Here is a 23813-nt window from a genome sequence, read left to right as displayed (position 1 = left end):
TGGGCCACGAGAAGGCCCTGCCGCGCCTCTGACCCCCGGCCGGTCCTCCGGCCGGCCTGCCCTCCGGTGGGTGCCCGCGCAGCCGGGACCGCACCCACCCCACGACCGTCCGGAACGGCACAGGCCAGAACGCCGCTCCGAGGCGTACGGAACCGCGGACCCTGACCCCCGCGCTCCGGCCACCGCGAGCCTGCGGCCCCTGACTCACAGGCGCGCACGGTGGGGCCGACGGACCCTGACGTCCGCCGGCCCCGCCCGCACCCCCACGAGCACCACGAACTTCCCTTCACATCAGCCCCTCCGGAGAAGGACCTTCATGGATCGCCGTACCTTCCTCACCGCCGCAGGCGCCGGCGGCGCCGCCCTCGCGCTGGGCGCTGCCCCGTCCGCCGGGGCCGTGCCCCGGCGGACGCCGTCTCGTCGCTCCGTCGTTCCGCTCATACCTCTGATACACCGCTGCTGCGCAAGTGGTTCCACTCGACGTATCGCTCGATCGAGGCGATGACGACCGAGTTCGGTCTGGCCGCCGACAAGATCGACGTCAGCGGCCCGGGCAACCCGGTCCCGTCGGTGCAGACCTCCCCGACGAACATCGGCTGCGGGCTGTGGGCGACGGCCGCCGCGGGCGGGCTCGGCGTCATCTCCCGCGACGCGATGGAGCGGAAGCTGACCAGGACCGTGTCCGCGGTCGAGAAGCTGGAGCGGGCGCACGGGTTCTGGTTCAACTGCGTACGACGCGCACGACGGTTCGCTGCTGACCACTCTGGCCGGCGACCGGTGACCCGGTCCGCCCGTTCCTCTCCTCGGTCGACAACGCCTGGCTCGTCACGGGCCTGCGGATCGCCGCGGACGCCGCCCCCGCGCTGCGGCCGCGCGTCGCGAAGCTGCTGGCCGGCGCCGACTGGTCGTACTACTACACGCCGTACGACGCGGCCGACCCGGTCGCGGGCCCCGGCCAGCTCCGCGGCGGCTTCTGGCCCGACAAGCCGGGAGAGGCGAGCCGACGGGCCACCACTACGGCGCCCTCAACACCGAGCCCCGGATGGCCAGTTACCTGGGCATCGCCGACGGCAGCATCCCGGCCGACCACTACTGGCACCTCTTCCGCACCCTGCTGCCCGGCATGGGCCAGGAGCAGGAGCCCGAGGGTTCCTACGTCGCCATGGACGGCATCCGGGTCCGGCAGGGCCACTACACGTACCGCGGCCGCAAGCTCGTCCCCACCTGGGGCGGGTCGATGTTCGAGGCGCTGATGGTGCCGCTGTTCGTGCCGGAGCCCGAGTGGTCCCCGCGCGCGTGGGGCTCACGCACGACCGGTACGTGCGCAGCCAGATCGAGCACGGCCTGCAGGAGGAGGGGTACGGCTACTGGGGCTTCTCCCCGCCAACATCCCGGCGGGCGGCTACCGCGAGTACGGCGTCGACGCCATCGGCATGCAGGAGGAGGGCTACAACTCCCTCGGGGTCGTCACCCCGCACGCCTCCTTCCTCGCGCTGCCGCACGCGCGCGGGGAGGCCGTCGCCAACCTGAAGGCGCTCGACGCGGACTTCGGCGCGTACGACGACACGTACGGGTTCCGGGACTCGGTGGACGTCACGACGGGCCGGGTCAGCGACTCGTGCTCGCGCTCGACCAGGGCATGGTCGCCGCCGCGCTGGCGCAGCAGCTCAGCCCGGGCCTGCTGCAGCGCCCGTTCCGTACCGGCGGCTTCGCCGCGCGGGTGCGGCCGCTGCTGGCGAAGGAGCGTTTCTCCATCTCAGCCGCTCCTGAAGCGGCACCCAAGACCGGTGCCGCGGCCGCGGACGCTGTGGGGGCGTCCCGGTCGCGGCACCTTCCATCCGGACGCTACGCTCCGAATTGCGACGCCCGCCGGTTCCCCGCCACCGATAGCCGCGCGGACGGCGGCAGCCGCGCTGCTGGCGCTGCTCTGGCTGCTGCTGCCCGCCGACTCCGCCTCGCGCCGACGACCCGGTCACCTCTCCCGCACCGGCCAGATCACCGACAAGGTCGACGCCCTCGGGGACCGCGAGGACGTCACCGCCGACGCCCTCACCGAGCTCGACGACGAGCGTGGCATCCAGCTCTTCGTGACCTACGTGCGGGACCTCTCCGGCCGTTCCGCGCAGGACTGGGCGAACAGCACCGCCGACAAGAACGGCCTCGGTCTCAACGACGTCCTGCTCGCCGTCGCCACGCACGACCGGCAGTACGCGTTCTCCGTCGACCAGGACTCGCGGCTCACCGACGCCCAGATCCAGGAGATCGCGGGGACCGCGGTGGAGCCCGCCCTGCGCAAGAACGACTGGGCGGGCGCCGCGATCGGCGCCGCGCACGGCATCGGCGCCGTCGTCGCGGGCCGCCCGGTGCCCTCCCCGACGATCACGCCGGGCGCCGCCGACCCGGGCGCGGACAGCGGCAACGGCGGGAGCGGCGCCGGCGACCTGGTGCTCCCCGTGATCGCCGTCGGCGGCGCCGGGGCCCTGGCCGCGTACGCGTACACCCGGCGCAAGCGGCGCATGGGCACCCGCACCACGCCCGGCGGCGGGGCGGGTGCACAGGGCTGGGGAAAACCGCAGCTCACCCCGCTGCCGGAGCTCGACAAACAGGCGAGACGGCTGCTGGTCGAGACCGACGACGCGGTCCGCACCAGCACCGAGGAACTCGGCTTCGCCACCGCCCAGTTCGGGGACGAGGCCGTCGAGCCGTTCCGCGCCGCGGTCGCCTACGCGCAGACGGAGCTGACGGCGGCCTTCAAGCTGCGCCAGCAGCTCGACGACGCCTTCCCCGAGGACGACGCGACGAAGCGGCGGATGCTCGACGAGATCGTCGGCCGGGCTGCACCGAGGCGGGGCGCAGGCTGACCAGGAGGCCGAGGACTTCGACCGGTTGCGGGCGCTGGAACGGACGGCGCCCGAGGCGCTGGCGGGCGCCGAGCGGGCGTTCCGGCGAGCTCGCGGCGCGGACCAGCAGCGCGCAGGGGACCATGACGGCGCTCGGCTCGCAGTACGCGCCCGCCGCGCTCCTGTCCGTCGCGGGCCACGTCGAGCAGGCCAAGGAAGGACCGGCTGGTGCTCGCGACGACCCACCTCAACCAGGCCCGGCAGTCCGTCGACACCGGCGACAACGGCAGGGCGGCCGTCTTCCTGCGGGCCGCCGAGGGCGCCATCGACCAGGCCGGCACGTTCGTCGCGCGACGACCGACCGGCTGGCCGGTAGCAGCTCGCCGAGGCCAGGAGGAGCTCGCCCGGCGCGCTCACCGAGTCCGAGACGGACGCCGCGGACGCCCGCACCGGTCTCCTCGAAGGCACCACGGGCGGCGTCGCGACCGGCGATCTGCGCGGCCGGATCGCACGTGTCGTGAGATCGGTCGTCGCCGACGTGCGCAGCGCTGGCCGCCGGACCGTAGCGACCCGATCGACGCGCTGCGCCGGGTGGAGGAGAGGCGGACGCGGCGCTCGGCGAGGCGCTCGCGGCGGCGCGGAGCGCGAGGCGGGCGCGGCGCGCGCCCGCTCGCTCCTCGGGCAGGCGCTGCTCGCGGCGCGCATGCAGCACCGGCGCGGCGGCCGACTTCATCACGACGCACCGCGGCGCGGTCGGCAGCGAGGCCCGCGCTCCGGCTCACACGCGTGCCGAGCGCCGCCTGGCGACCGCGCAGGCGAGCGAGGAGTCCGACCCGCGGCCCTCACGGAGGCGCAGCAGGCCGATGCCGCTGGCCCGGCAGGCGCAGTCGCTGGCCGAGCGGGACGCGCGCTCGTACGGCAATCTACGGCGGTGGCGGTGGACGCGGCGGTGGGGCATGGGCGGCGCGGTGCTCGGCGGGATCATCCTCGGCGAGGTGCTGCGCGGGGCAGGGCGCGGGATGGGCGGCGCGGTTCGGCGGCGGTGGCTTCGGCGGGGGCGGGCCCGGCAGCTTCGGCGGAGGGGGACCGCGGCCGCAGGGGCGGCGGCGGACGTTTCTGAGCACCCGATGACCCCGTCCCCGGTCCCCGACCGGACTTACGCACCGAAGGACTTCACCATGACGAAGCAGACCATTCTCGGCCGTAGTCACCCAGCTGGCGAAGGCGAACATCAACGCGCTGCTCGACAGTGCGGAGGATCCGCAGAAGATGCTCGACCAGCTGATCCGCGACTACACGAACAACATCGAGGCCGAGGAGGCGGTGGCGACCACCATCGGCAATCTGCGGATGATGGAGCAGGACCACAAGGAGGACGTGACGCGGCCGCCGACGTGGGGCGGCAAGCGCGCTGGCCGCCAGCAAGAAGGCGGACGAACTGCGCGCCGGCGGGAACGCGGCGGAGGCCGACAAGTTCGACAACCTGGCGAAGGTCGCCCTGGGCGGCAGTGCAGGCCGAGAAGGAGGCCAGGGACGCGGAGCCGACGATCGCCGCGCGCAGACCGAGGTCGTCGACAAGCTGAAGGCCGGACTCGACCAGATGAAGGTGAAGCTGACCGAACTCCGCTCGAAGCGCGACCAGCGAGGCCCGCGCCAAGACGGCGCAGGCGCAGAACCAGATGCTGGACGCGGCCGGAACATCGACGTCCTCGGCCCGACGAGCGACGTCTGGCCGCTTCGAGGAGAAGGTACGGCGCGAGGAGGCAGAAGGCGCTCGGCAAGCAGGAGCTGGCCGCGTCGTCGCTGGACGCGCAGTTCGAGCAGCTGGACTCGCTCGGCGACGCGGCGGAGACCGAGGCACGGCTCGCGCGCGCTCAAGCGGTGACGGGCGCGCCCGTCGCGTCCTGGGCGGGCGCTCCGCCGCGGCCACGAGGCCGAGACCGGCGAGCAGCAGCGCCAGCCCCGCGATGCGGCGGCCAGCCGCCCGTACCCGGCGACGGTGGCGACCGCTCTGGACCGCCAGGCAGCTGGCGAGCAGCAGGACGCCCTGCCCCATCAGCCGGGGCGCTGGATCGCGCCGCCATCCACGGCGGGCACCAGCCGGTGCGGATCGCCGCAGCGCGCGGCGACCGCCGCGAGGACCGCCGCGCGGCGGCGGCGATGACCGAGACGGCGATGTCCGGAGGCCGGTGTCCATGCGGGCGATGCTCGCCTCCGATCGCCACCGGCCGATCCCGCACACGGCACGCCCGGCAGCCACTCGAAAGGGCCGCGGGCAGGATCCGGCCAGAACAGGCTGAGCAGCGCCTCCGTCGGTCCGCGAGCGAGTCGCCGTTCGGCAGCGGGAGTTCGAACCAGACGGTCTTGCCGCGCGGCGTCCTGCGCGAGCCCCAGGCGGCGCTGAGCAGTCCGACGAGCTGCGGCCGCGCCCGCCCGTCGTCGGTGTCCCGGGCGCGGCGCCTCGCGCGGCTGCACGAGCCCCGCGCGTCCCACACCTCGCGCACCAGCGTGCGGTCGAGCGGAGGCGCAGCCGGATGTCGCCCTCGCCGTAGCGCAGCGCGTTCGTGACCAGCTCGCTGACGAGCAGCTCCGTGGTGTCGACGAGTTCGAGGTCCCAGCTGAGCAGCTGCGCCCGCGCGGCTGCGCGGGCGCGCCCACGGACTTCGGCTCGCGCGGCGGCGTCCAGTCGCCGACGTTCTCGCTCGGCGGCTAGCCCCTGCGACGCGAGCCATCAGCAGCGCGATGTCGTCCTCTCGCCGTGGTGCGTGTCGAGCGTGTTGAGGATCGTGGTCGCAGACGTCCTCCAAAGCCGGCGACGGATCGTCGAGCGCGTTGCGGAACGCCGAGAGCGCCTCGTCCAGCGGATGGTCGCGGGACTCGCGACGACCGTCCGTGTAGAGGCGAGCAGCGAGCCCTCCGCAGCTCGACCTCGACCTCCTCGAACGGCTCGCGACGCCGAGCGGCATCCCCGGCGGCAACGTCGAGCTAGAGGGCGCCCTCGCCGGGTTCGACGAGGACGCGGCAGGTGGCGCGCGTGGCGAACGAACGTGCAGCGCCGGGTGACGGCGTCGTAGACCGCGTAGACACAGGTGGCGAGGTAGACCTCGGAGAGGTCCTCGCCGCCGGTGGAGTTCGCGGTGCGGGCGGTGCGGGTGGCCTGCTGCACGCCGCCGGGGTGCCGAGGCCGCGCGCGATCTCAGTCCAGCGCGCTGAGCACTCTCGCCGCTCGAGGTCGAGCAGGGCCAACGTGCGGACGGCGGTGCGAGCTCGCCCATGGCGACGGCGGCGCGCAGTCCACGGCCCATCACGTCGCCGACGACCAGCGCGGTGCGGTGGCCGGGGAGTTCGATGACGCCGAACCAGTCGCCGCCGACCTCCGTCGCCGCATTGCCCGGCAGGTAGCGGCAGGCGATGCGAGGCCGGACGCCTCGGGGTCGCTACCGGGCGGCAGCAGGGACCGCTGGAGTATCAGGCCCGCTCGTGCTCGCAGTGGCGGTACAGCCGGGCGAGTCGATGCAGACCGCGGCGCGCGCGGCCAGCTCCACCGCGAGGGACCGTCAGCGCCGTCGCTGAACGGCTCGCCGCCCTTGGTGCGGGAGAACTGCACGAGGCCCACGACCGTGTCGTGCGCGACCATCGGGACGGCGAGCGTGGACTGCACCAGGCCGCCCGGTTCGGCGGGGAGCAGCTGCGGCCTGGCGGTGCGCAGGGCGTCCGCACAGGCGAGTTGAACGGAAGCGGCGCACCGCGCCCATGGTCACCGGGGCCTCGCCGCCCAGGTCCAGGAAGGGGATGTCGGCACCACGGCGCTGGCGGCGGCGACGCGGCGCAGCTCGGCGCCGCCGCTCGGCGAGGCTGTGGCTGAACAGCGCGGTCTCGTCACCGGCGAGCAGGCCCTGGTACAGGTCGACGGAGGCCAGGTCGCAGAAGCCGGGGACGACGACGTCGAGGAGCCCGCGCGGTCAGTCTCCAGGTCGAGGGAGTGCCGATCCGGGCCCCCGCCTCGTTCAGAGCGCGCGAGGCCGCGGCGGGCGCAGCGCGGCCTCGCGGGCGGCGGCGTGCCGGCGCGTCACGTCCGTGGCGAGGCCGGCGATGCCGATCGGCCGGCCCGCTGAACCGCTGTGCACGCGATAGAGGTCGATGGACCAGCAGGCGGCGCTCGGCTCGAGCCGGGCGCGGGCCCGACGAGCTGCATGTCGGTGACGGCGTCGCCGGTCTCCAGGACCCGACGCAGCGCGCCCTGCACCCGGTCCGCCCCGTGGCGCGGCAGGTAGTCGTGGACGGTGTGGCCGCGCGCGGTCGTCGACCTGGCCGCCGAACACCGAGGTGAACGTGCGGCTGGTCCGCCGACCTTGAGATCGGTGTCGAACAGCAGGAAGCCGAAGGGAGATTGGCCGAAAATTGCCTGAGAGGCAGCGAGGTCGGTCTCGATAAAGCTGCGCAGGGTCCGCACGTCGACGAGACGATGCAGACCGCGGCGCGCTCGCCGGACTCCGTGGTCGTCGGCATGGCGTGAGACCTCGGCGACGCCGGTCTGCGGCTCGCCGCCGTCCTCGCCGGCCGGCATGCGGAACGGACGGCGCCCGTCCACTCGCGCCCGTCCAGGATCTCCGTCATCTTGCGGTGGCCGCGCTCCCGCAGGTCGGCCGGGACGAACGCCTCGATGTCCTGCCCACCGCGTCCTCGGACGTGACGTGCCGAAGAGCTGTGCGGCCCGCCTGCTCCACTGGTCGATCAGACCGTCGGACCCGAGGAGAAGGAGGCGACCTTGATGTAGTCGTAGATCGAACCGGGCGGCTCGACCGCCAGATGTCCGTCTGCTCCGGCTGCCCGCCGTCCTCGCCGTTCGGCCCGTTACCGCCTTGCGGCGCCTGGCCCGCACCCCGCGCCGCCGCCGCGCCCGAGGGGCCCCCGGACTGACCTGGCCTTCGCTGGTATCTCGCTCACGCGAATCGTCCCTCCAGCTCACCGTGCGTCCGGCGCCGGTCACCGGGGCGGCTGCCCGCAGTATCCAGCACTACGGAGCCGCGCAACACGGTGTTCACGATCACACCACGCTCCCGACCCTTTTTGCCCGCCGGGACCGACTGTTTCGTACCCAAGGTGCGGGTGCGCCCACACCCGGTGTCTCTACACCTGGTATCTTCGCTCCTTCGTGTCTCGACCGGCCACGGGTCTCCTGACCCGCCTCCGCGCACCGGGCCCGGCACGCCTCACCGGCCCCGCAGGGTTCTCCTCACCCGGTAGAGCCAGCTCGAACCACACGGTTTTCTCCGCCTCTCCCGTGCTCCCCGGTTTCGTGCCCCAGCGGCGCGCGAGGCACCGGCCACGAGCTGCAGTCCGCGGCCGCCCTCGTCGTCGGGGTCCGCCGCGCGGGCGCGCAGGGCGGGTCGGGGAGGGTCGGAGACCTCCACGAGGAGCACGTCCGGCTGCCGTCGGGGCGGACGAGCCGGACGCCGATGGGGCCGGACGCGAAGCGCAGGGAGTTGGTGACCAGCTCGCTGACCAGCAGTGCCGTCACGTCGCCGAGCTCGTCGAGGCCAGCGACGAGCTGTGCGCGGACCGCGGCGCGCGCCTTGCACGGACGGCCGTCGGGTCGGCAGAAGGCGCTCGGCGTAGTCGCCTTCGGTGTGGAGCACGCCGATCACTTCCCTGGCCCGTGCATCGCTCTGCCCGAATCTCCTGGCCGGTTCCTGTCCGGTTTCAGAGGGTTAATCGGGATATACCCGGACGCAGTGGTGAGCTATCGCGTTCAGCGTGTTCCTGGGGTGCGGTGGCACGGACGGCGTAGGGACGGCGCGCGCGGTCAGTGCGCGCCAGGGCGCTCCTTCACCGCGGGAACGTCCTGGTCGAGCCGGTCCACCGACCAGATCTCGTCCGCAGCCAGCCAGCGCAGCTCGTCGTGGTCCTGGAGCGGGCGCGGCGTGCCCTGCGCGCGCAGGTCACAGCGCCATACGCGCAGGACATAACCCGGCTTCAGCGGCCACTCGCCCGGCACGCGCGCCACCGGAGCGGCCGTGACGCCCAGCTCCTCGCGCAGCTCGCGGACGAGGGCGTCCTCCGGGACCTCGCCCGGCTCGACCTTGCCGCCGGGCAGCTCCCAGCGGCCTGCGAGCTCGGGGGCGCACTCCGTCGCGCGGCGAGCAGCCGGCCGTCGGTGTCGTACAGCGCGGCGGCGACCACCACGACGGTTCGATCGGTTCTGTCATGTGCCGGAGCGTACGACCCGGGGGCCGCGACTCCGTCAGCGCACGGTGCCGTTCTGCCCGGGACCTGCCCCTGCGCGAGCCGCTCCACCCAGTAGAGCTGCTTGTGCCCGCCCGTCTCCCGGCCACCGCCCTCATCGAGGCGCTGCGCGCCGCCCCCTCTGTCCGTCGTCGAGACTGTCTGCGATGCGCTGGGCCTCCGCCTTCGTCGCGTAGCGGCCGACGCGATAGCGGCTGCCGTTGTCGTCCTCACGGATGAGCAGGCCACGAAGCGTGGTCGTGCTGTCAGTCGTCGCGCCCTCCTCCTTGTCGCCCCGGCTCCGACTCGCATCGCGTCCCGCCCCTGATCCTGAGGAAACCGCAATCCGCACTATGCCCGAGCCTACGCCTGACCTTTACGCAGCGGATACGGAATGGCACAAAGAGGTACGCAACAAGCCATCGGCGGCTCCGCTCCGGGACGCGCAGAGGGGCGCATCTGCATAGATGCGCCCCCTGTCCCCCAGCGGTACCGGTTCAGCTCACCCGCACCGTCGGCATCGGCATCAGAACCGGCTCGCCCGTTGGCCGCTTCGTGCGGACGTCGCCGCACTCCGCGTCGAGGGAACAGCACAGCGAGCAGATCGGCCCGGACTGGACGGGGCAGTCGGCGATGTCGGGGAGTTCGTACGCCGTCTCGCAGACGCTGCACGCGTGGGTCGCGGTGATGTCCTCGACGTCGGCGTCCGCCGTTCACCGGATTCGGCCTGGCCAGGTAGTACTTGCCCTTCGTGGCCCAGGCGATGAGCGGGCACGGATCAGTGCGAGGCCGGCGGCGATGAAGGTCGAGAAGGCCTCCGCGTACTCACCGAAGAGCCCGAAGAAGGCGAGGATCGAGACGGTCGACGCGATCACCATCGAACCGAAACCGGCCGGGTTCACGGCGTACAGGTACGCCCGCTTGAACTCGATGTACTTGGGGCTCCAGCGCGCTTGTTGATGACCAGGTCGGCGGCGACCGCGGCGATCCAGGCGATGCCCACGTTCGAGTAGAAGCCGAGCAGCTTGTTCAGCGCGGCGAACATGTTCATCTCCATCAGCGTCAGCGCGATGGCGAGGTTGAGGAAGATGTCGCAGACCCGGCCCGGGTGCTTGTGCGTCACCCGGGAGAAGAAGTTCGACCAGCTCAGCGAGCCGCTGTAGGCGTTCGTGACGTTGATCTTGATCTGCGACACGACGACGAAGAGCGCGGCGGCGGGCAGTGCCACCGAGCCGAGCCACGGCTTGAGCGCCTCGACCTGCGGGGCGATGGGCTCCAGGGCGTGCGTCTTGCCGACCGCTTCGAGCGCCACGAAGGCGAGCGCGCGCCGCCGAGTTGCTTCGCGGCGCCGATGACCACCCAGCCGGGGCCTGCCGCGAGAACGGCCAGATTCCATCGCTTCCTGTTCTGCTCCGTCTTCGCCGGCATGAAGACGGAGGTAGTCCGCCTGCTCGCCGATCTGCGCGATGAGGAGAGCGCGACGCCGGTGCCGAGGCCGAAGCCGAGCCAGGAGAAGCCGCTGCCCGCGCCCTCGGTGCCGCGCCGCCGGCGGGTGGAGTCCCGCGATGCCCGGCGAGTGGAACGCCAGGACCACGAAGGGCAGCACGAGACCGATCGGCCAGACCGGCCGCGTCCAGGCCTGCACCTTGGCGAGCGCATGCGGAAGACGGTGGGATGACGATGAGCGTGGTCAGCAAGTACCCGACGGGCAGCGGCAGTCCGGCCACCTCGTGCATCGCCTGCGCCATGATCGAGCCTTCGAGCGCGAGCAGATGAAGGTGAGACGAGGCGTAGATGAGCGACGTGAGCGTCGAGCCAGCAAAGTAGCCGAAGCCGGCGCCACGGGTGATGAGGTCCATGTCCAGAGCCGCACTTCGCGCAGGCGCCCGGGCGATGGGGATGCCGGTCAGGAAGATGATCGTCGCCGCGCACGGATGCGAGGCGAGACCGCTAGGTGAACCCGTAGGTGAAGACAGATGGACGCGCCGATCGCGAAGTCCGCGAGGTAGGCGATGCCGCCGAGCGCCGTGGAGGCGACCATCGTCGGCGACCAGCGGCGGTAGGAGTGCGGGGCGTAGCGCGGCGAGAGTCCTCGCGGGACTCGTCCGCCGCGAGCTTGGCGTAGCTGCGCTTCGGCGCGCCCGCGCCGGGGGCGGGGAGCGCGGCAGGATCGGCGGTGGGCAGAGCGGTCTCGGTCATCGTCGAGCTTCCCGTTCGTCCATCAGTCAGCGGTATACCGGTACGGCCGGTACGCAGAGGAAGGTAGGAGCCGTGCATGACAAGTCGTTGCAGCGCGGGATTGCCTGGCTGTTACGGGAGTTGGGGATCCCGGTTAACTCCGGATCACGCGCCACGGACCGGGTGTCCGCCTATCGGTCACATCACCGGCAGGTGGTATGCGATGCGGTACCGGTCCGCGGGCACCACGACGTCCGCCGTCTCCACCGGCCGTCCCGAGGCGAAGAAGGTGCGGTGGATGACGAGGACGACATGGCCGGGCACGCCGCCGAGCGCGCTCAGCTCCTCGGCGAGGCCGGGAGCGGGCGGCCACTTCCTCCGTCACGTTGTCCACGATCACGTCGATGGCCGCCATGCGCTCGACGACGCCGCAGCCGCCGAGCGGGCCCTCCTCGGGGAGCATCACCGGGGTGCGGCCCGTGACGGCCAGCGGCTCCACGACGTGGCCAGCATCACCGCCTCGCCCGCGTCCGGTACACGTACTCTGGTGCGCATCACGCGGTCGCCCGCGCGGATCGCGAGCCGCTCGGCGATGCCGCCGTCCGCCTCGGCCTGCTCGCTGCGCGACTCAGGTGCCCCGCGCCGCCGGGTCCGCCTGCTCCTGGCGGAACGGGGTGGACCCCACGCCCGACCGGTATCCGAGCGGGCCACGCGGCGCGGCACGGGTCGCTCGCGCACATAGGTCCCGGAGCCGGACCGGCCCTCGACGAGCCCCTCCGCCATCAGGACCTTGCGGGCCTCCAGGGCGACCGTGTCGAAACCCCGTACCCCTCGCGGATCCTGGCCTGTGAGGGAGACAGGGTGTGCGGCGGCAGCGAGCCAGTGACGATCTTCTTGCGGAGATCACCCGCGACGCGCAGGTATGCCGGCTGCTCACCGAATGTCACTGGTCGTTCCCCTCACATCCCCATCAGATTGACGGACAGCAACAGCGTGGCAGCCGTGGGTTGGGGCATGCAAGCAAAGGCCAAGGAATCACTCGAAGTGATGACTTGGGAGCGCTCAGGGAGCTTTACGCAGCGACTTTCTCCAGGTAGTGCGTGATTCACACATCGACACACGGATCGTCCGTACGTTTGGTTCACGCGGCTGCCTACGCTCTCGCTCATGAGCGCCCTCCCCGACAGTTACTGTCCGCGCGACGGCACCCGACGTCCCCGGCGGCTCCCTCGCCTGGTGCTGCCCGGCCTGCCGAGGCCCTCTCGACCTCGACCACTCACTCCGGCCCCGCTCAAGTCGCTCTCCGGCCGGGTCGGTTCACTGTGGCGGTACGCGGAGTGCCTGCCGCTGCCCGAGCGAGTGCACCCTCGGGGAGGGCCGCACCCCGGTCGTCCCGCTGACCGGCACCGTCTCGGCGAGCTGGACTTCCTCATGCCGACGCTGTCGTTCAAGGACCGCGGCGCCGTGCTGCTCGCCGCGCTGGCCGCCCGGCTGCGGCCCGACCGGGTCATCGCCGACAGCAGCGGCAACGCGGGCACCGCGATCGCGGCGTACTGCGCCCGCGCGCGGCTGGCACTGCACCGTGTACGTCCCCGAGGGGACGTCGGCCAAGAAGCTGGAGCAGATCACCGCGCACGGCGCCCGGCTCGAGGTGGTCGCGGGCGATCGCGAGGCGACCGCGATCGCGGCGCGGGCCGCGGCCGACGAGGACGGGTCTTCTACGCCAGCCACGTCCACAACCCGTACTTCCTGCACGGCACGAAGACCTACGTCCACGAGCTGTGGGAGGACCTCGGCGGCCGGCTGCCCGACGTCCTGGTGGTGCCCGTCGGCAACGGCACCCTCCTGCTGGGTGCCGCGCTCGCCGTCGCCGAGCTGCACACGGCGGGCTCATCGACCGGCGGCCCGCGCTGCACGCCGTCCAGGCCGCCGCGGTGGCGCCGCTCGCGGAGGCGTGGCGGGCCGGGGCGGACGATCTGGTCGGCGTGACGCCCATGGCTCCCACGTTCGCCGGGGCATCGCCATCCCGAAGCCGCCGCGGGCCCGCCAGATCCTTCGGGCCGTACGGGAATCGGGGGTGCCTTCCACACGGTGACGGAGGATCAGATCCGGCACGCCCAGCTCGATCTCGCCTCGCGGGGGTTGTACGTCGAGTCGACGGGGGTGGCGTGCTGGGCCGCTGCGCGGGGCGGGGTCAGGGGAGGGGCGGTCCGTGGTGGTGCCGCTGTGCGCGGGGCTCAGGACGGGGTTGGCCGGGGTGAGATGTGCTGGGCGCGTCGTTGTCGGGTGCGGTGCGTTGTGGTTGCTCGCGCCGTTCCCCGCGCCCCTGATGGGGCTTTGGTGCGTTGTTGGTGCGGGTGCGTTGTGGTTGCTCGCGCCGTCCCCGCGCCCCTGACGGGGCTTTGGTGCGTTGTCGAGGTGCGGGGTTGTTGTGGTTGCTCGCGCCGTTCCCCGCGCCCTGAGGGGCTTTGGTGCGTTGTCGGTGCGGGTGCGTCGTGGCTGGTCGCGCCGTTCCCCGCGCCCCTGACGGGGCTTTGGTGCGTTGTTAGGGTGCGGGGTTGGTGTGGTTGCTCGCGCCGTTCCCGCGCCCCTGACGGGGCTGTCGTCGCGTCGGGAGGGTGGGCTCGTCCGTCAGGGAGCACCCGGATCGGGTACCTTTCGGCGCGCGTGCCGGGGGTCGGGGTGTGGGGCGCACGCTCGGGGCGTGATCACTGCGCCCAGAGTCGCTTCTCGCATCCGTTCTGCTCGCTCTCGGGCTCGGGCCCGCGCCCGGTCGTGCCGCCGCGTCGGTGTGGTTCCGAGTGGAGTATCGTCGCCGAGCGGGGCGCGCGCGCGTACGACGCCTATGCCGGGAACGGTACCTCGGGGTCCGGGTGCCGGCCGGCAGGGGCCGGGTACGTGCCGCCGCCGGGGACGGGAGGCGGACAGGACCGGGTGGCCGTTGTACACGCCCCGGTACGACGGCGCCTTCGTCTCCGGGCTCTGCGCGCGCGGCCCGCGAGCACCGCTCACCGCCAGGCTCACTCGCCGCCCTCCCAACTGGACCGGCCTCGACGCGCGCGCGCGACGCGAGACGTACGGTCAACACGGTCAGCCGCTACCAGCGGCTACCGTGGCAGCGCCTCGACCTGCGCTGCGGCATCGTGCGGACCGACGTCACCTGTGCACCGGGACGGCCGCCGTACCGACCTGACGTACGAGGTGCTCGCCGACCGCCCGCGCCCACGTCGGCGCGGTCCGCTGCGCGTCACCCCGCACTGGACCGGCCGGGTCACCGTCACCGACCGGATCGACGGCCGCGCCGCCCGCCGCCTCGCCGCCACCGGCAGCGCGCGCGGGCAAGCGCACAGACGACGGTCGGCTTCCGCACCGACGGCACCGGCACGTCCGGCACCGTGGCCTCCACCGCTGCGCGCGCGCGGCGCACCCACCCGGCCCGCCGCGCGGATTCCCCGGAGCAGTGGTCACGAGATTGCCGACTTCCGTGTCGAGTCCGGTGCGCGTCAGGACGTCGTCAAGTACGTCGGGGTCGACACCGGGCTGACCTCGCGCGCACCCCACGACGACGCGGTCACGGCGTCGCAGCGCGCACGCGGCCGCGGGCTGGGCGGACCTGTTGCGTGGACACACCGCCGCCTGGCGGGAGTTGTGGGCCTCGGACATCGAGATCCCGGGAACCGGCCTTCAGGACCAGGTGCGCGCCGCCCAGTACGGGCTCCTGTCGTCGCTGCGGGCAGGTGCCCGCGACAGCATCCCGCCGACCGGTCTGAGCAGCGACAACTACGCGGGCATGGTGTTCTGGGACGCCGAGACGTGGATGTTCCCCTCCCTCCTCGCCACCCGCCCCGAACTCGCCGAGCCGGTCCTGAGTACCGCTACCGCACCCGCGCGGCCGCCGCCGACAACGCGGCCAAGACTGGCGATCCGTGAAGGGGCTCATGTACCCCTGGACGAGCGCGAGTTCGGGCTCGCGCTGTGGAACGAGTGCCAGAGCTGGTACCCGCCGCACTGCGTCATCCAGAGCCACCTCCAGGGCGACATCGCGCTCGCCGCGTGGCAGCACTACCAGGCGACCGGCGACCGGACGTGGCAGCGCGAGCGCGGCTGGCCGCTGCTCAAGGGCCTTGCCGCGTACTGGACTTCACGCGTGACGAAGAACGCCGAGGGCGGCGGCCGGACGACGTACTCGATCAAGGACGTCGCCGGTCCCGACGAGTACAGCAACGGGGTCGACGACGGCGTCTACACGAACGCCGTCGCCGCGACCTCGCTGCGCGCCGCCGCGAAGGCCGCCCGGCTCGTCGGCGAACGGCCCGACCCGGCCTGGACCGGCATCGCGGGCCGGCTCCGCATCCCGTACGACGCCCGGCGCAAGGTCTTCCTCCAGTACGCCGGCTACGACATCGCGCACGGCAAGGACATCAAGCAGGCCGACGCCGTCCTGCTGCTGTATCCGCTGGACTGGCGGCCGATGCCGAAGGGCGCGGCGGCCGCGACGCTCGACTACTACGCGGCGCACACCGACCGGGACGGCCCGGCGATGACGGACTCGGTGCACGCCGTGGCGGCGGCGGGGATCGGTGAGCCGGGCTGCTCCACGTACACGTTCCTGGAGCGGGCCTCGCGGCCGTTCTTCCGGGCGCCGTTCGGCACGTTCTCGGAGTCGCGCGGGGCGAAGGCGGGCGCCGGGGACGCGCTGGCCGGCTCGCCCGCGCAGGACTTCCTGACCGGCAAGGGCGGCTTCCTCCAGGTGTTCACGCACGGGCTGACCGGGATGCGGCTGCAGGACGGGGACGCGGTGCGGCTCGATCCGATGCTGCCGCCGCAGCTGGCGAAGGGCGTCACCGTCAAGGGGCTCCGGTGGCGCGGCCGGACGTACGACGTGGCGATCGGGGCGGAGCGGACCACGGTGCGGCTGACGTCCGGCGCGCCGTTCGCGGTGGACGCGCCCGGCGGCCGCAGGACGGTCACGGCGGACGGGATCACGCTCCCGACCCGGCGCCCGGACCGCGTCCCGACCGCCGATCTGGCGCGCTGCCGCACGGCGAAGGCGACGTCCGAGGACCCCGGCCAGTACGCGGGCGCCGCCGTGGACGGCAACCCGGCCACGACCTGGCTCCCGGCCCGCCCGGGCGCCGCGCTCACCGTGGACCTGGGCGCCGTGCGCACCCCGGCCCGGGTGCAGGTGACGGGGGCGCGGGCGTACCGCGTGGAGACGTCGCGGGACGGGCGGGCCTGGCGTCCGTTCGCCGCCGGGGCGGCCGCGCGGTTCGTGCGGCTGACGGAGACGGGCGGATCGGCGGAGCCGGTGGGCGAGTTGACCGTCGAGTAGGGCGGCGTCAGCTGATGGACGTGTCGCCGTGGGCCTCCAGCACCTTGCGCAGGCCCCCGGCGATCCGCTCGCACTCGTCGCGGTCCAGGACGTCGAGCAGCTCGGCGTAGTTGCGCAGGTGCGCGGCCATCACGGACTCCGTCAGCTCCCGGCCGCGCTCGGTGAGGTGGATCCGGACGGTGCGCCGGTCGGCGCCGTCCCTGACCCGCTCGACCAGGCCCTTCTTCTCCATCCGGTCGATGCGGTTGGTGATCGCGCCGGACGTCACCATCGCCGCCTTCAGGAAGGTGCCGGCGGTCAGCGCGTACGGCGGACCGGACCGCCGGAGCGTGGTGAGCACGTCGAACTCGCCCGCCTCCAGGCCGTGTTCGGCGTAGAAGACCTTGAACGACCTGTCCAGGATCCGCTGCATGCGCTGAATACGGCCGAGCACCTGGACGGGCCAGAGGTCGTCGGCCAGTTCGGGGCGCTCCGTCTCCCACTGCTCGACGATCTGGTCGATGAAGTCGCTCATCCGTGCTCCCGCGTTCCCTCGGCATTCGGTTCAACGTAGACCTTCTCAATGTTAAGACACTTGACGGCGCATCGATGGGCCTGTTTTTATCTCAACGTTAAGAGAGTCAACCTTGAGATGACTGTCGTCAGGAGCCTAGCCATGTCCACCACCGCCCAGGGGCAGCTCACCCGGCCCGCCCCCGCGCCGTCCGCCGCACCGCGCCACGTCCCGGTCCTGTGGCTGGCGTTGCTCGCCACCCCGATCGCGGCGGGGGCCAACGCGCCCGTGCTGATCCTGGACGACATGGGCCGCTCGCTCGGCGTCCGCACGACCGCCGCGGCCTGGCTCGTCACGGCGTTCGCCTGGGCGATGACCGTCGGGATGCCGCTCATGGCGACGCTGCTGCGGCGGCGCGGCGCCCGGACCGTGCTGCGGACCGGCGCCGGGCTGGTGCTCGGCGGGACCGTGCTGGTGGCCGCGTCGCCCTGGCTGGCGCTGACGCTCGTCGGGCGGGCCGGACAGGCGGCCGGCGGTGCGGGGCTGATCGCGGTGGCGATGAGCCTGGCCGGGAACGCCCGGCGGATGGGCGTGATCAGCGCCGGCTTCGGGATGCTCGGGGCGGCGGGGCCGCTGCTCGGCGAGCGGCTCACCGGCGCCGTCTCGTGGCGGGCCGCCCTGGCCGTCTCGGTGGTGGCGCTCGTCGCGGTGCCCGTCGTCGGGCGTCACGCCAAGGAGGCCGCGCCCGCCGAGAGCCGCTTCGACACCCGGGGCGCGGTGCTCCTCGCGGCGCTCGCCACCGGGGTGATCCTGCTGCCGTCGTACCCGCTGCCGGCGCTCGGCGCGGCGGTCGTGGCCGGCCTGCTGCTGGCCCTGCACGTCCGCCGCAGGCCCGACGGCTTCGTCCCGGTGACGGTCCTGCGCACCCCCGTCTTCCGGACCGGAACGCTCATCGCGCTCACGCTCTCCACCTCGTACTTCGTGCTGCTCTTCGCGGTGCCGCGGCTGATCGCCGACCGTGCCCACTGGTCGACGGGCGCGGTGGCGACGGGTCAGCTGGTGGCGCTGCTCACCGGATCGCTCGTGGCGCTCGGCTTCGCGGCGGTGTCGGCGCGGCTCGGCCGGGCCCGGGTGCGCGCCGTGCTGCTCACGGTGGGGGCCGCCGCGGCGGCGACGGCGGTGTTCGCCGACGCGGCGCCCGCGCTCCTCGCGGCGGCGGGCGCGGCGGTGTTCTGCGCCTCCGGGGCCAACGCCACCCAGTCCATGGACGCGGCCGCCGCCGTCCCGGCCGCCCAACGGCCCACCGCCATCGGCCTGTTCACCCTCGGCTACCAGCTGGGCGGGGCGCTCGGCCCGGCCGTGGCCACGGCGCTCGTCCTCGGCTAGGGCCTGTCGGCAACGCAGCGAGCGTGCGTACCAGGCGCCGTGGGGCAGACGGGAATGTGCCGACGGGCCCTAGGGCCCGTCCGGCGCTAGCGGGCCGCCACCCCGCTGCGCTTCCACGCCTCCACCACGAGGTGCGACTGCACGGCCTCCGCCCGCCGCACCCACGGCGACTCGGTCAGGAAGGCGTGCAGCGCGGTCTTCGACGGCTGGGTCACGTCGACGAGCAGCTGGTGCTCGCCCATGACCACGGCCGCGTACCGCACGAGCGGCGACTCGACGAGCAGCCGCCCCACCTCCTCGACCTCGTCGGGCCTGGTCCTGATCCACAGCAGCGCCTCGACGGGCAGCCCGAGCAGCGCGGGCTCCACGGCGGCGCGGATGCTGACCAGGCCGGCGCGGGTGAGGGACTCGACGCGGCGGCGCGCGGTGGCCTCGGACACCCCTGCGGCGGCGGCGAGTTCGTCGTTGGTGAGGCGTCCGTCCTCGGCGAGCGCGGCGAGGACGGCGCGCTCGTCGGGCGCGATGTCCGTGCGCGGCACGACGACGCCGTCCACGGGCCGCGCCCCCGGCCCGGCGATCGCCTCGACCTCGGCGTCGTCGAGGATGCCGGGCGACCACTCGTGCACGGTCCTGAAGTAGCGCAGCACCGGCGACACCTGCTGCTGCACGAGCCCCGGCAGGACGGGCACCTCGTCCAGCATCAGCGACGCCAACCGCCCTGGCGGACACTGCAGTTCGGCCACCGCGTCGGCCGCGCCGGCCAGCACGTACGAGAAGATCGTGTCCGGCCGCCGTGCCGTCGCGACGGCGGCGTCCCGCACGGAACCGGGCCGGCAGTTCATCCGCAGGATCACCGTCTCGCCCCACACGACGAGCCCGCGCACCGCCACGTCCCCGCTCTCGAGCAGCCGCAGGCCCCGCCGCGCCACCTTCCGCTCGGGCTCCCCGAGCGCCGCGGCGATGCGCCGCCAGGAGGCCCGCCCGTCGATCTGCAGGGCGGCGACGATGCGCCGGTCGAGGGGGTCGAGGGCCACGGCCGGCCCGGGACCCGGGCCCGGGTTCGCTTCACTGGTCACACGGCGACCCTAGTCAACGCCGCCACACGGGCCAGGACCGTCGTCGGGCCACCGCACCTCCACGACCCGCGCGCGACCGGTCACGGGCGCGCCCTCGTGCATCGTGATCACGTCGCCGGGGACGAGGTGCCGCCACAGCCCGGACGTCAGCGGCAGCAGCCGCACCGTCCCGACCGCACCCGGCGCCACCGCCTCCTCGCCCTCCACCCACACCCGGGCGACGGCGAACCCCCGGCCGACGTCCCACAGCGGCCGCAGCTCCCCGGACCGCGGAACGGGCAGCCCCCGCACCGGCGAGACGCTCAACTCGGCCCGGACCACGCCCTGCCGCAGCTCGTCGCCCCGCCAGTCGCACCAGGCGGCGCTGCGCACCATCCCGTACGCCCGGGCGACCCGCCCCGCCTCGTCCCAGAACCCGGCCCCCGGCGCGGGACCCCCGCCGAGCTCCTCCAGGAGCCCGACGGCGACGTCCCACCGGTCCCCGGCGAGCAGCTCCCAGACGTCGTCGACCCCGACCCCCTCGGGCAGCAGTCCGGCCTCCGCCAGCAGAACGCCGACAGGGACCGACTCGCGGCCGAGTCGGTCCCTGTGGGTCACTGCCGCGTGCTCAGACGTTGAACCTGAACTCCACCACGTCCCCGTCCTGCATGACGTAGTCCTTGCCCTCCATGCGCGCCTTGCCCGCCGAGCGGGCGTCGGCGACCGAGCCCGTCTCGACCAGGTCGTCGAAGGAGATGACCTCGGCCTTGATGAAGCCCTTCTGGAAGTCGGTGTGGATGACACCGGCCGCCTCGGGGGCCGTGGCGCCCTTCTTGATGGTCCAGGCGCGGGACTCCTTGGGGCCTGCCGTCAGGTAGGTCTGCAGGCCCAGGGTGTCGAAGCCGACGCGGGCCAGCGTGGCCAGGCCGGGCTCCTCGGCGCCGACGGACTGGAGGAGCTCCATCGCGTCCTCCTCGTCGAGCTCGGCGAGGTCCTGCTCCAGCTTGGCGTTGAGGAAGATCGCCTCGGCCGGGGCGACGAGGGCGCTCTGCTCGGCCTTGAAGGCGTCGTCGGTCAGCTCGTCCTCGTCGACGTTGAAGACGTAGAGGAACGGCTTCGTCGTGAGGAGGTGGAGGTCGTGGAGGAGCTCCTCGTTGCCGCTGCCCTGGACGATGCCCTGCGAGAAGAGCGTGTCGCCCTTCTCCAGGATCTCCTTCGCCGCCTCCACCGCCTTGACCTTCGGGGCGATGTCCTTCTTGATGCGCGACTCCTTCTGGAGGCGCGGCAGGACCTTCTCGATGGTCTGGAGGTCGGCGAGGATCAGCTCGGTGTTGATCGTCTCGATGTCGTCCTTGGGCGAGACCTTGCCGTCGACGTGCACGACGTTCTCGTCCTTGAAGGCGCGGATGACCTGGCAGATCGCGTCCGACTCGCGGATGTTCGCCAGGAACTTGTTGCCCAGGCCCTCGCCCTCGGAGGCGCCGCGCACGATGCCCGCGATGTCGACGAAGTCGACGGTCGCCGGGAGGATCTTCTGGGAGGAGAAGATCTCGGCGAGCTTGGTGAGGCGGGTGTCGGGGACGCCGACCACGCCGACGTTCGGCTCGATCGTGGCGAACGGGTAATTGGCCGCGAGCACGTCGTTCTTGGTCAGGGCGTTGAACAGGGTCGACTTGCCGACATTCGGCAGACCGACGATTCCGATCGTGAGCGACACGTTGCGACTTCCCGTACGTGATGTGGTGGGTGTGGGGCTGGGCGATCCACCAGTCTACGGCCTCAGCGGCGGCCGTCCCCCGGCGCCGGTGTCGGTCAAGCTCGTCCAAAGGGCGTGTCCCGTGGCCTATTCCCCACATAAGCCCACCTATGTTGGGCATGTGGAGCAACCCAGGACGCGTCCCGCGCAATCCCGCCCCCGCCGCACGGCCCCGCTTCCGCCGCAGGCGCAGGGCGAGCGTGCCGCGGCCCCCGCCGAGTCGGCCACCGTCTACCGGGCCGCGGGCCGGTCCCGCTCGCTGCCGCCCGTCCTCCTCGCGCTGCGCCGCTTCCCCAACCCCCGGCTGACGGGTCTGGGCAGCGGGCTGTTCTGCGTGGCCGCGATGCTGGTGCTCGGGTTCCTCGACCTGCTGCTGTTCGACGGCTCGGCCGGCGTGTACGGCGTGCTGTTCGTGCTGGTCAGCGGGCTTACGGCGGGGTGGGTGCGGAAGGCGGACCTGGTGGCGGCGCCGATCGCCGTGCCGATCGCGTTCGCCGTCGGGGCGGTGCCCATCGCCGACGGCAGGGGCGGCTTCGGCGCCCAGGTGATGGGGGTCGTGACGACGCTCGCGATGAACGCGGGCTGGCTCTACGGCGGCACGCTCGTCGCCGGGGTCGTCGTCACCGTCCGGCGGGTCCGGATGATGGCCAGGCGGGCGGCGCAGCGGCGGGCGGGCAAGCAGCCGTCGGCGGCGCCGTCGAAGGCCCCGGCACCGCGCCGCAGGACCGCCTGACCGCCCGGGGCCCACTGCTCAGAGGCGGGACGCCGTCATCGCCGCGCCCACGATCCCCGCGTTGTTCTGCAGCTCCGCCGGGACGATCTCGGCCTTGATGCCCTCGATCAGCGGCAGGAACTTGTGCGCCTTGCGGCTGACGCCGCCGCCGATCACGAACAGCTCCGGCGAGAACAGCATCTCCACGTGCGCCAGGTACTTCTGGACCCGCCGCGCCCAGTGCTCCCAGCTCAGGTCGTGGTCCTCCTTGACCTTCGTGGAGGCGCGGCGCTCCGCGTCGTGGCCGTCCAGCTCCAGGTGGCCCAGCTCGGTGTTGGGCACGAGGACCCCGTCGGAGAACAGGGCGCTGCCGATGCCCGTACCGAACGTGAGCAGCAGCACGGTGCCCTTGCGGCCGCGGCCAGCGCCGAACTCCATCTCGGCGACACCCGCCGCGTCCGCGTCGTTCAGGACCGTGACCGGCAGGCCGCCGAGCTTCTCGCTCAGCAGCGCGCGGGCGTCGACGTCGATCCAGCTCTTGTCCACGTTGGCCGCGGTGCGGATGGTGGAGCCGCCGGTGACGACGCCGGGGAAGGTGATCCCGACCCGGTCGCAGGCGCCCTCGAAGTGCTCGACGACCTGCTTGACCCCGTCGGCCACGCCGTCGGGCGTGGCCGGGTGCGGGGTCAGCACCTTGAACCGCTCCTCGGCGAGATCACCGCGCTCGAGGTCGACCGGGGCGCCCTTGATCCCGGATCCGCCGATGTCCACACCGAAGATCTTCATGGGATCCACGGTACGACGGGAGACCGGCCGTCACTTCCCGGTGGCGGAATCCCCGGCGTTCCCGGCGTCCCCTACCAGTGCGGCGGCCTCGGCGCGCAGGTCCCGGCGGAGCTCCTTGGGCAGCGAGAAGGTGATCGACTCCTCGGCCGCCTTGACGATCTCCACGTCCGCGAAGCCGCGCTGCGACAGGTACTCCAGGACCTCCTCGACGAGGACGTCGGGGACGGAGGCGCCGGAGGTGACGCCGATGGTGGTGGCGCCGTCCAGCCAGGCCTCGTCGATCTCGCTGGCGAAGTCCACGAGGTACGCCTCGCGGGCGCCGGCCAGCTTGGCGACCTCGACGAGCCGCACCGAGTTCGAGGAGTTGCGCGAGCCGACGACGATGACGAGGTCGGACTCGGCGCCCATCTGCTTCACGGCGAGCTGGCGGTTCTGCGTGGCGTAGCAGATGTCGTCGCTCGGCGGGGAGACGAGACCGGGGAACTTGGTCTTGAGGGCGTCGACCGTCTCCATCGTCTCGTCGACGGAGAGCGTGGTCTGGGAGAGCCAGACGACCTTGTCCGGGTCGCGGACCTCGACCTTGGCGACGTCCTCGGGGCCGTCGACCAGCGTGATGTGGTCGGGCGCCTCGCCGGACGTGCCGATGACCTCCTCGTGGCCCTCGTGGCCGATCAGGAGGATGTCGAAGTCGTCGTTGGCGTAGCGGATCGCTTCCTTGTGGACCTTGGTGACGAGCGGGCAGGTGGCGTCGATGGTGGCGAGCTTGCCGCGCTCGGCCTCCTGGTGGACGGTCGGCGCGACGCCGTGCGCGGAGAACATCACGATCGACCCCTCGGGGACCTCCTCCGTCTGCTCGACGAAGACGGCGCCCTTCCGCTCCAGGGTCTGCACGACGTACTTGTTGTGCACGATCTCGTGGCGGACGTAGATCGGGGCCCCGTACTGCTCCAGGGCTTTCTCGACGGCGATCACGGCACGGTCCACACCGGCGCAGTAGCCACGGGGGGCGGCGAGCAGGACGCGGCGGGAGCCAGTCGTAGCAGTCATGTC

Annotated in this window: 14 protein-coding genes and 6 pseudogenes; 8 read left to right on the top strand and 12 right to left on the bottom strand. The window is 72.9% G+C overall.

Features of this window, described 5'->3' with window-relative positions:
- Positions 1 to 316: 316 nt before the first annotated feature.
- The 3 genes and pseudogenes from RBJ77_RS27795 to RBJ77_RS27785 form a co-directional block, all read left to right on the top strand.
- A pseudogene (locus RBJ77_RS27795) lies at positions 317 to 1756 on the top strand (glucoamylase family protein); the annotation flags it as partial.
- A 31-nt stretch (positions 1757 to 1787) separates the two neighbouring features.
- Positions 1788 to 2861 (top strand): TPM domain-containing protein, encoded by a 1074-nt coding sequence (locus RBJ77_RS27790; protein ID WP_372347533.1) that lies wholly within the window; start codon positions 1788 to 1790, stop codon positions 2859 to 2861.
- Between the two features lie 1157 nt (positions 2862 to 4018).
- Positions 4019 to 4709: pseudogene (locus tag RBJ77_RS27785) on the top strand (PspA/IM30 family protein); the annotation flags it as partial.
- 2200 nt (positions 4710 to 6909) lie between these two features.
- On the opposite strand, the gene RBJ77_RS27780 reads toward RBJ77_RS27785, so the two are convergent.
- The 5 genes and pseudogenes from RBJ77_RS27780 to RBJ77_RS27760 form a co-directional block, all read right to left on the bottom strand.
- The gene (locus tag RBJ77_RS27780; RefSeq protein ID WP_372347532.1) at positions 6910 to 7407 is read right to left on the bottom strand and encodes a PAS domain-containing protein; all 498 of its coding nucleotides are present in this window, start codon (positions 7405 to 7407) and stop codon (positions 6910 to 6912) included.
- Between the two features lie 671 nt (positions 7408 to 8078).
- Positions 8079 to 8488, bottom strand: a pseudogene (locus RBJ77_RS27775) (ATP-binding protein); the annotation flags it as partial.
- A 158-nt stretch (positions 8489 to 8646) separates the two neighbouring features.
- Positions 8647 to 9026: pseudogene (locus RBJ77_RS27770) on the bottom strand ((deoxy)nucleoside triphosphate pyrophosphohydrolase).
- A gap of 93 nt (positions 9027 to 9119) precedes the next feature.
- Positions 9120 to 9309: pseudogene (locus RBJ77_RS27765) on the bottom strand (hypothetical protein); the annotation flags it as partial.
- A 654-nt stretch (positions 9310 to 9963) separates the two neighbouring features.
- A complete protein-coding gene (locus tag RBJ77_RS27760) occupies positions 9964 to 10377 on the bottom strand; it encodes a hypothetical protein (RefSeq protein ID WP_372347531.1) in 414 nt (137 codons plus the stop codon).
- On the opposite strand from RBJ77_RS27760, the gene RBJ77_RS27755 reads away from it, so the two are divergent.
- Positions 10348 to 10743 carry a hypothetical protein gene (locus RBJ77_RS27755; RefSeq protein WP_372347530.1) on the top strand — a complete coding sequence of 132 codons (396 nt, stop codon included), beginning with the start codon at positions 10348 to 10350 and terminating at the stop codon, positions 10741 to 10743. The two genes, RBJ77_RS27760 and RBJ77_RS27755, sit on opposite strands and share 30 nt — an antisense overlap.
- Positions 10744 to 11441: 698 nt before the next feature.
- Here RBJ77_RS27755 and RBJ77_RS27750 read toward each other — a convergent pair.
- Positions 11442 to 12190: pseudogene (locus RBJ77_RS27750) on the bottom strand (GntR family transcriptional regulator).
- Positions 12191 to 12410: 220 nt separating this feature from the next.
- On the opposite strand from RBJ77_RS27750, the gene RBJ77_RS27745 reads away from it, so the two are divergent.
- Positions 12411 to 13232: a pyridoxal-phosphate dependent enzyme gene (locus RBJ77_RS27745; protein WP_372347529.1), complete on the top strand. Its 822-nt coding sequence runs from the start codon at positions 12411 to 12413 to the stop codon at positions 13230 to 13232.
- A gap of 1627 nt (positions 13233 to 14859) precedes the next feature.
- Positions 14860 to 16575 (top strand): glycosyl hydrolase family 65 protein, encoded by a 1716-nt coding sequence (locus RBJ77_RS27740; protein WP_372347528.1) that lies wholly within the window; start codon positions 14860 to 14862, stop codon positions 16573 to 16575.
- A gap of 7 nt (positions 16576 to 16582) precedes the next feature.
- On the opposite strand, the gene RBJ77_RS27735 is transcribed toward RBJ77_RS27740, so the two are convergent.
- Positions 16583 to 17089, bottom strand: coding sequence for a MarR family winged helix-turn-helix transcriptional regulator (locus tag RBJ77_RS27735; protein WP_255980195.1), 507 nt, complete (start codon positions 17087 to 17089; stop codon positions 16583 to 16585).
- A gap of 141 nt (positions 17090 to 17230) precedes the next feature.
- Here RBJ77_RS27735 and RBJ77_RS27730 point away from each other — a divergent pair, with 141 nt between their 5' ends.
- On the top strand, positions 17231 to 18454 hold the full coding sequence (locus RBJ77_RS27730) for an MFS transporter (protein ID WP_372347527.1): 1224 nt from the start codon (positions 17231 to 17233) through the stop codon (positions 18452 to 18454).
- An 86-nt stretch (positions 18455 to 18540) separates the two neighbouring features.
- Here RBJ77_RS27730 and RBJ77_RS27725 read toward each other — a convergent pair whose 3' ends face one another.
- The 3 genes from RBJ77_RS27725 to ychF are packed head-to-tail and all read right to left on the bottom strand — an operon-like array spanning position 18541 to position 21226.
- The gene (locus tag RBJ77_RS27725; protein WP_372347526.1) at positions 18541 to 19530 is read right to left on the bottom strand and encodes an Lrp/AsnC family transcriptional regulator; all 990 of its coding nucleotides are present in this window, start codon (positions 19528 to 19530) and stop codon (positions 18541 to 18543) included.
- A 9-nt stretch (positions 19531 to 19539) separates the two neighbouring features.
- Positions 19540 to 20127 (bottom strand): hypothetical protein, encoded by a 588-nt coding sequence (locus RBJ77_RS27720; protein WP_372347525.1) that lies wholly within the window; start codon positions 20125 to 20127, stop codon positions 19540 to 19542.
- Between the two features lie 10 nt (positions 20128 to 20137).
- Positions 20138 to 21226 carry a redox-regulated ATPase YchF gene (gene ychF / locus RBJ77_RS27715; protein WP_372347524.1) on the bottom strand — a complete coding sequence of 363 codons (1089 nt, stop codon included), beginning with the start codon at positions 21224 to 21226 and terminating at the stop codon, positions 20138 to 20140.
- A 160-nt stretch (positions 21227 to 21386) separates the two neighbouring features.
- On the opposite strand from ychF, the gene RBJ77_RS27710 reads away from it, so the two are divergent.
- Complete coding sequence (locus RBJ77_RS27710) at positions 21387 to 21998, top strand: DUF6542 domain-containing protein (RefSeq protein WP_372347523.1); 612 nt, start codon at positions 21387 to 21389, stop codon at positions 21996 to 21998.
- Between the two features lie 18 nt (positions 21999 to 22016).
- Here RBJ77_RS27710 and ppgK read toward each other — a convergent pair whose 3' ends face one another.
- Positions 22017 to 22763, bottom strand: a complete 747-nt coding sequence (gene ppgK / locus RBJ77_RS27705) for a polyphosphate--glucose phosphotransferase (protein ID WP_372347522.1) — start codon at positions 22761 to 22763, stop codon at positions 22017 to 22019.
- 30 nt (positions 22764 to 22793) lie between these two features.
- Positions 22794 to 23810: a 4-hydroxy-3-methylbut-2-enyl diphosphate reductase gene (locus RBJ77_RS27700; protein ID WP_372347521.1), complete on the bottom strand. Its 1017-nt coding sequence runs from the start codon at positions 23808 to 23810 to the stop codon at positions 22794 to 22796.
- Between the last annotated feature and the right edge of the window lie 3 nt (positions 23811 to 23813).

The organism is Streptomyces sp. KL116D (assembly GCF_030766975.1).
GTDB classification, from domain to species: Bacteria; Actinomycetota; Actinomycetes; order Streptomycetales; family Streptomycetaceae; genus Streptomyces; species Streptomyces longispororuber_A.
Note: the sequence above shows the minus strand (reverse complement) of the source record. Positions and strands in the feature narration are given on the sequence as shown.

What these genes read in the sequence shown, in the direction of transcription:
- RBJ77_RS27780 (WP_372347532.1), bottom strand. Translation starts at nt 7,407, where the DNA reads ATGCCGGCCGGCGAGGACGGCGGCGAGCCGCAGACCGGCGTCGCCGAG.
- RBJ77_RS27745 (WP_372347529.1), top strand. Translation starts at nt 12,411, where the DNA reads ATGAGCGCCCTCCCCGACAGTTACTGTCCGCGCGACGGCACCCGACGT.
- RBJ77_RS27735 (WP_255980195.1), bottom strand. Translation starts at nt 17,089, where the DNA reads ATGAGCGACTTCATCGACCAGATCGTCGAGCAGTGGGAGACGGAGCGC.
- RBJ77_RS27730 (WP_372347527.1), top strand. Translation starts at nt 17,231, where the DNA reads ATGTCCACCACCGCCCAGGGGCAGCTCACCCGGCCCGCCCCCGCGCCG.
- ppgK (WP_372347522.1), bottom strand. Translation starts at nt 22,763, where the DNA reads ATGAAGATCTTCGGTGTGGACATCGGCGGATCCGGGATCAAGGGCGCC.
- RBJ77_RS27700 (WP_372347521.1), bottom strand. Translation starts at nt 23,810, where the DNA reads ATGACTGCTACGACTGGCTCCCGCCGCGTCCTGCTCGCCGCCCCCCGT.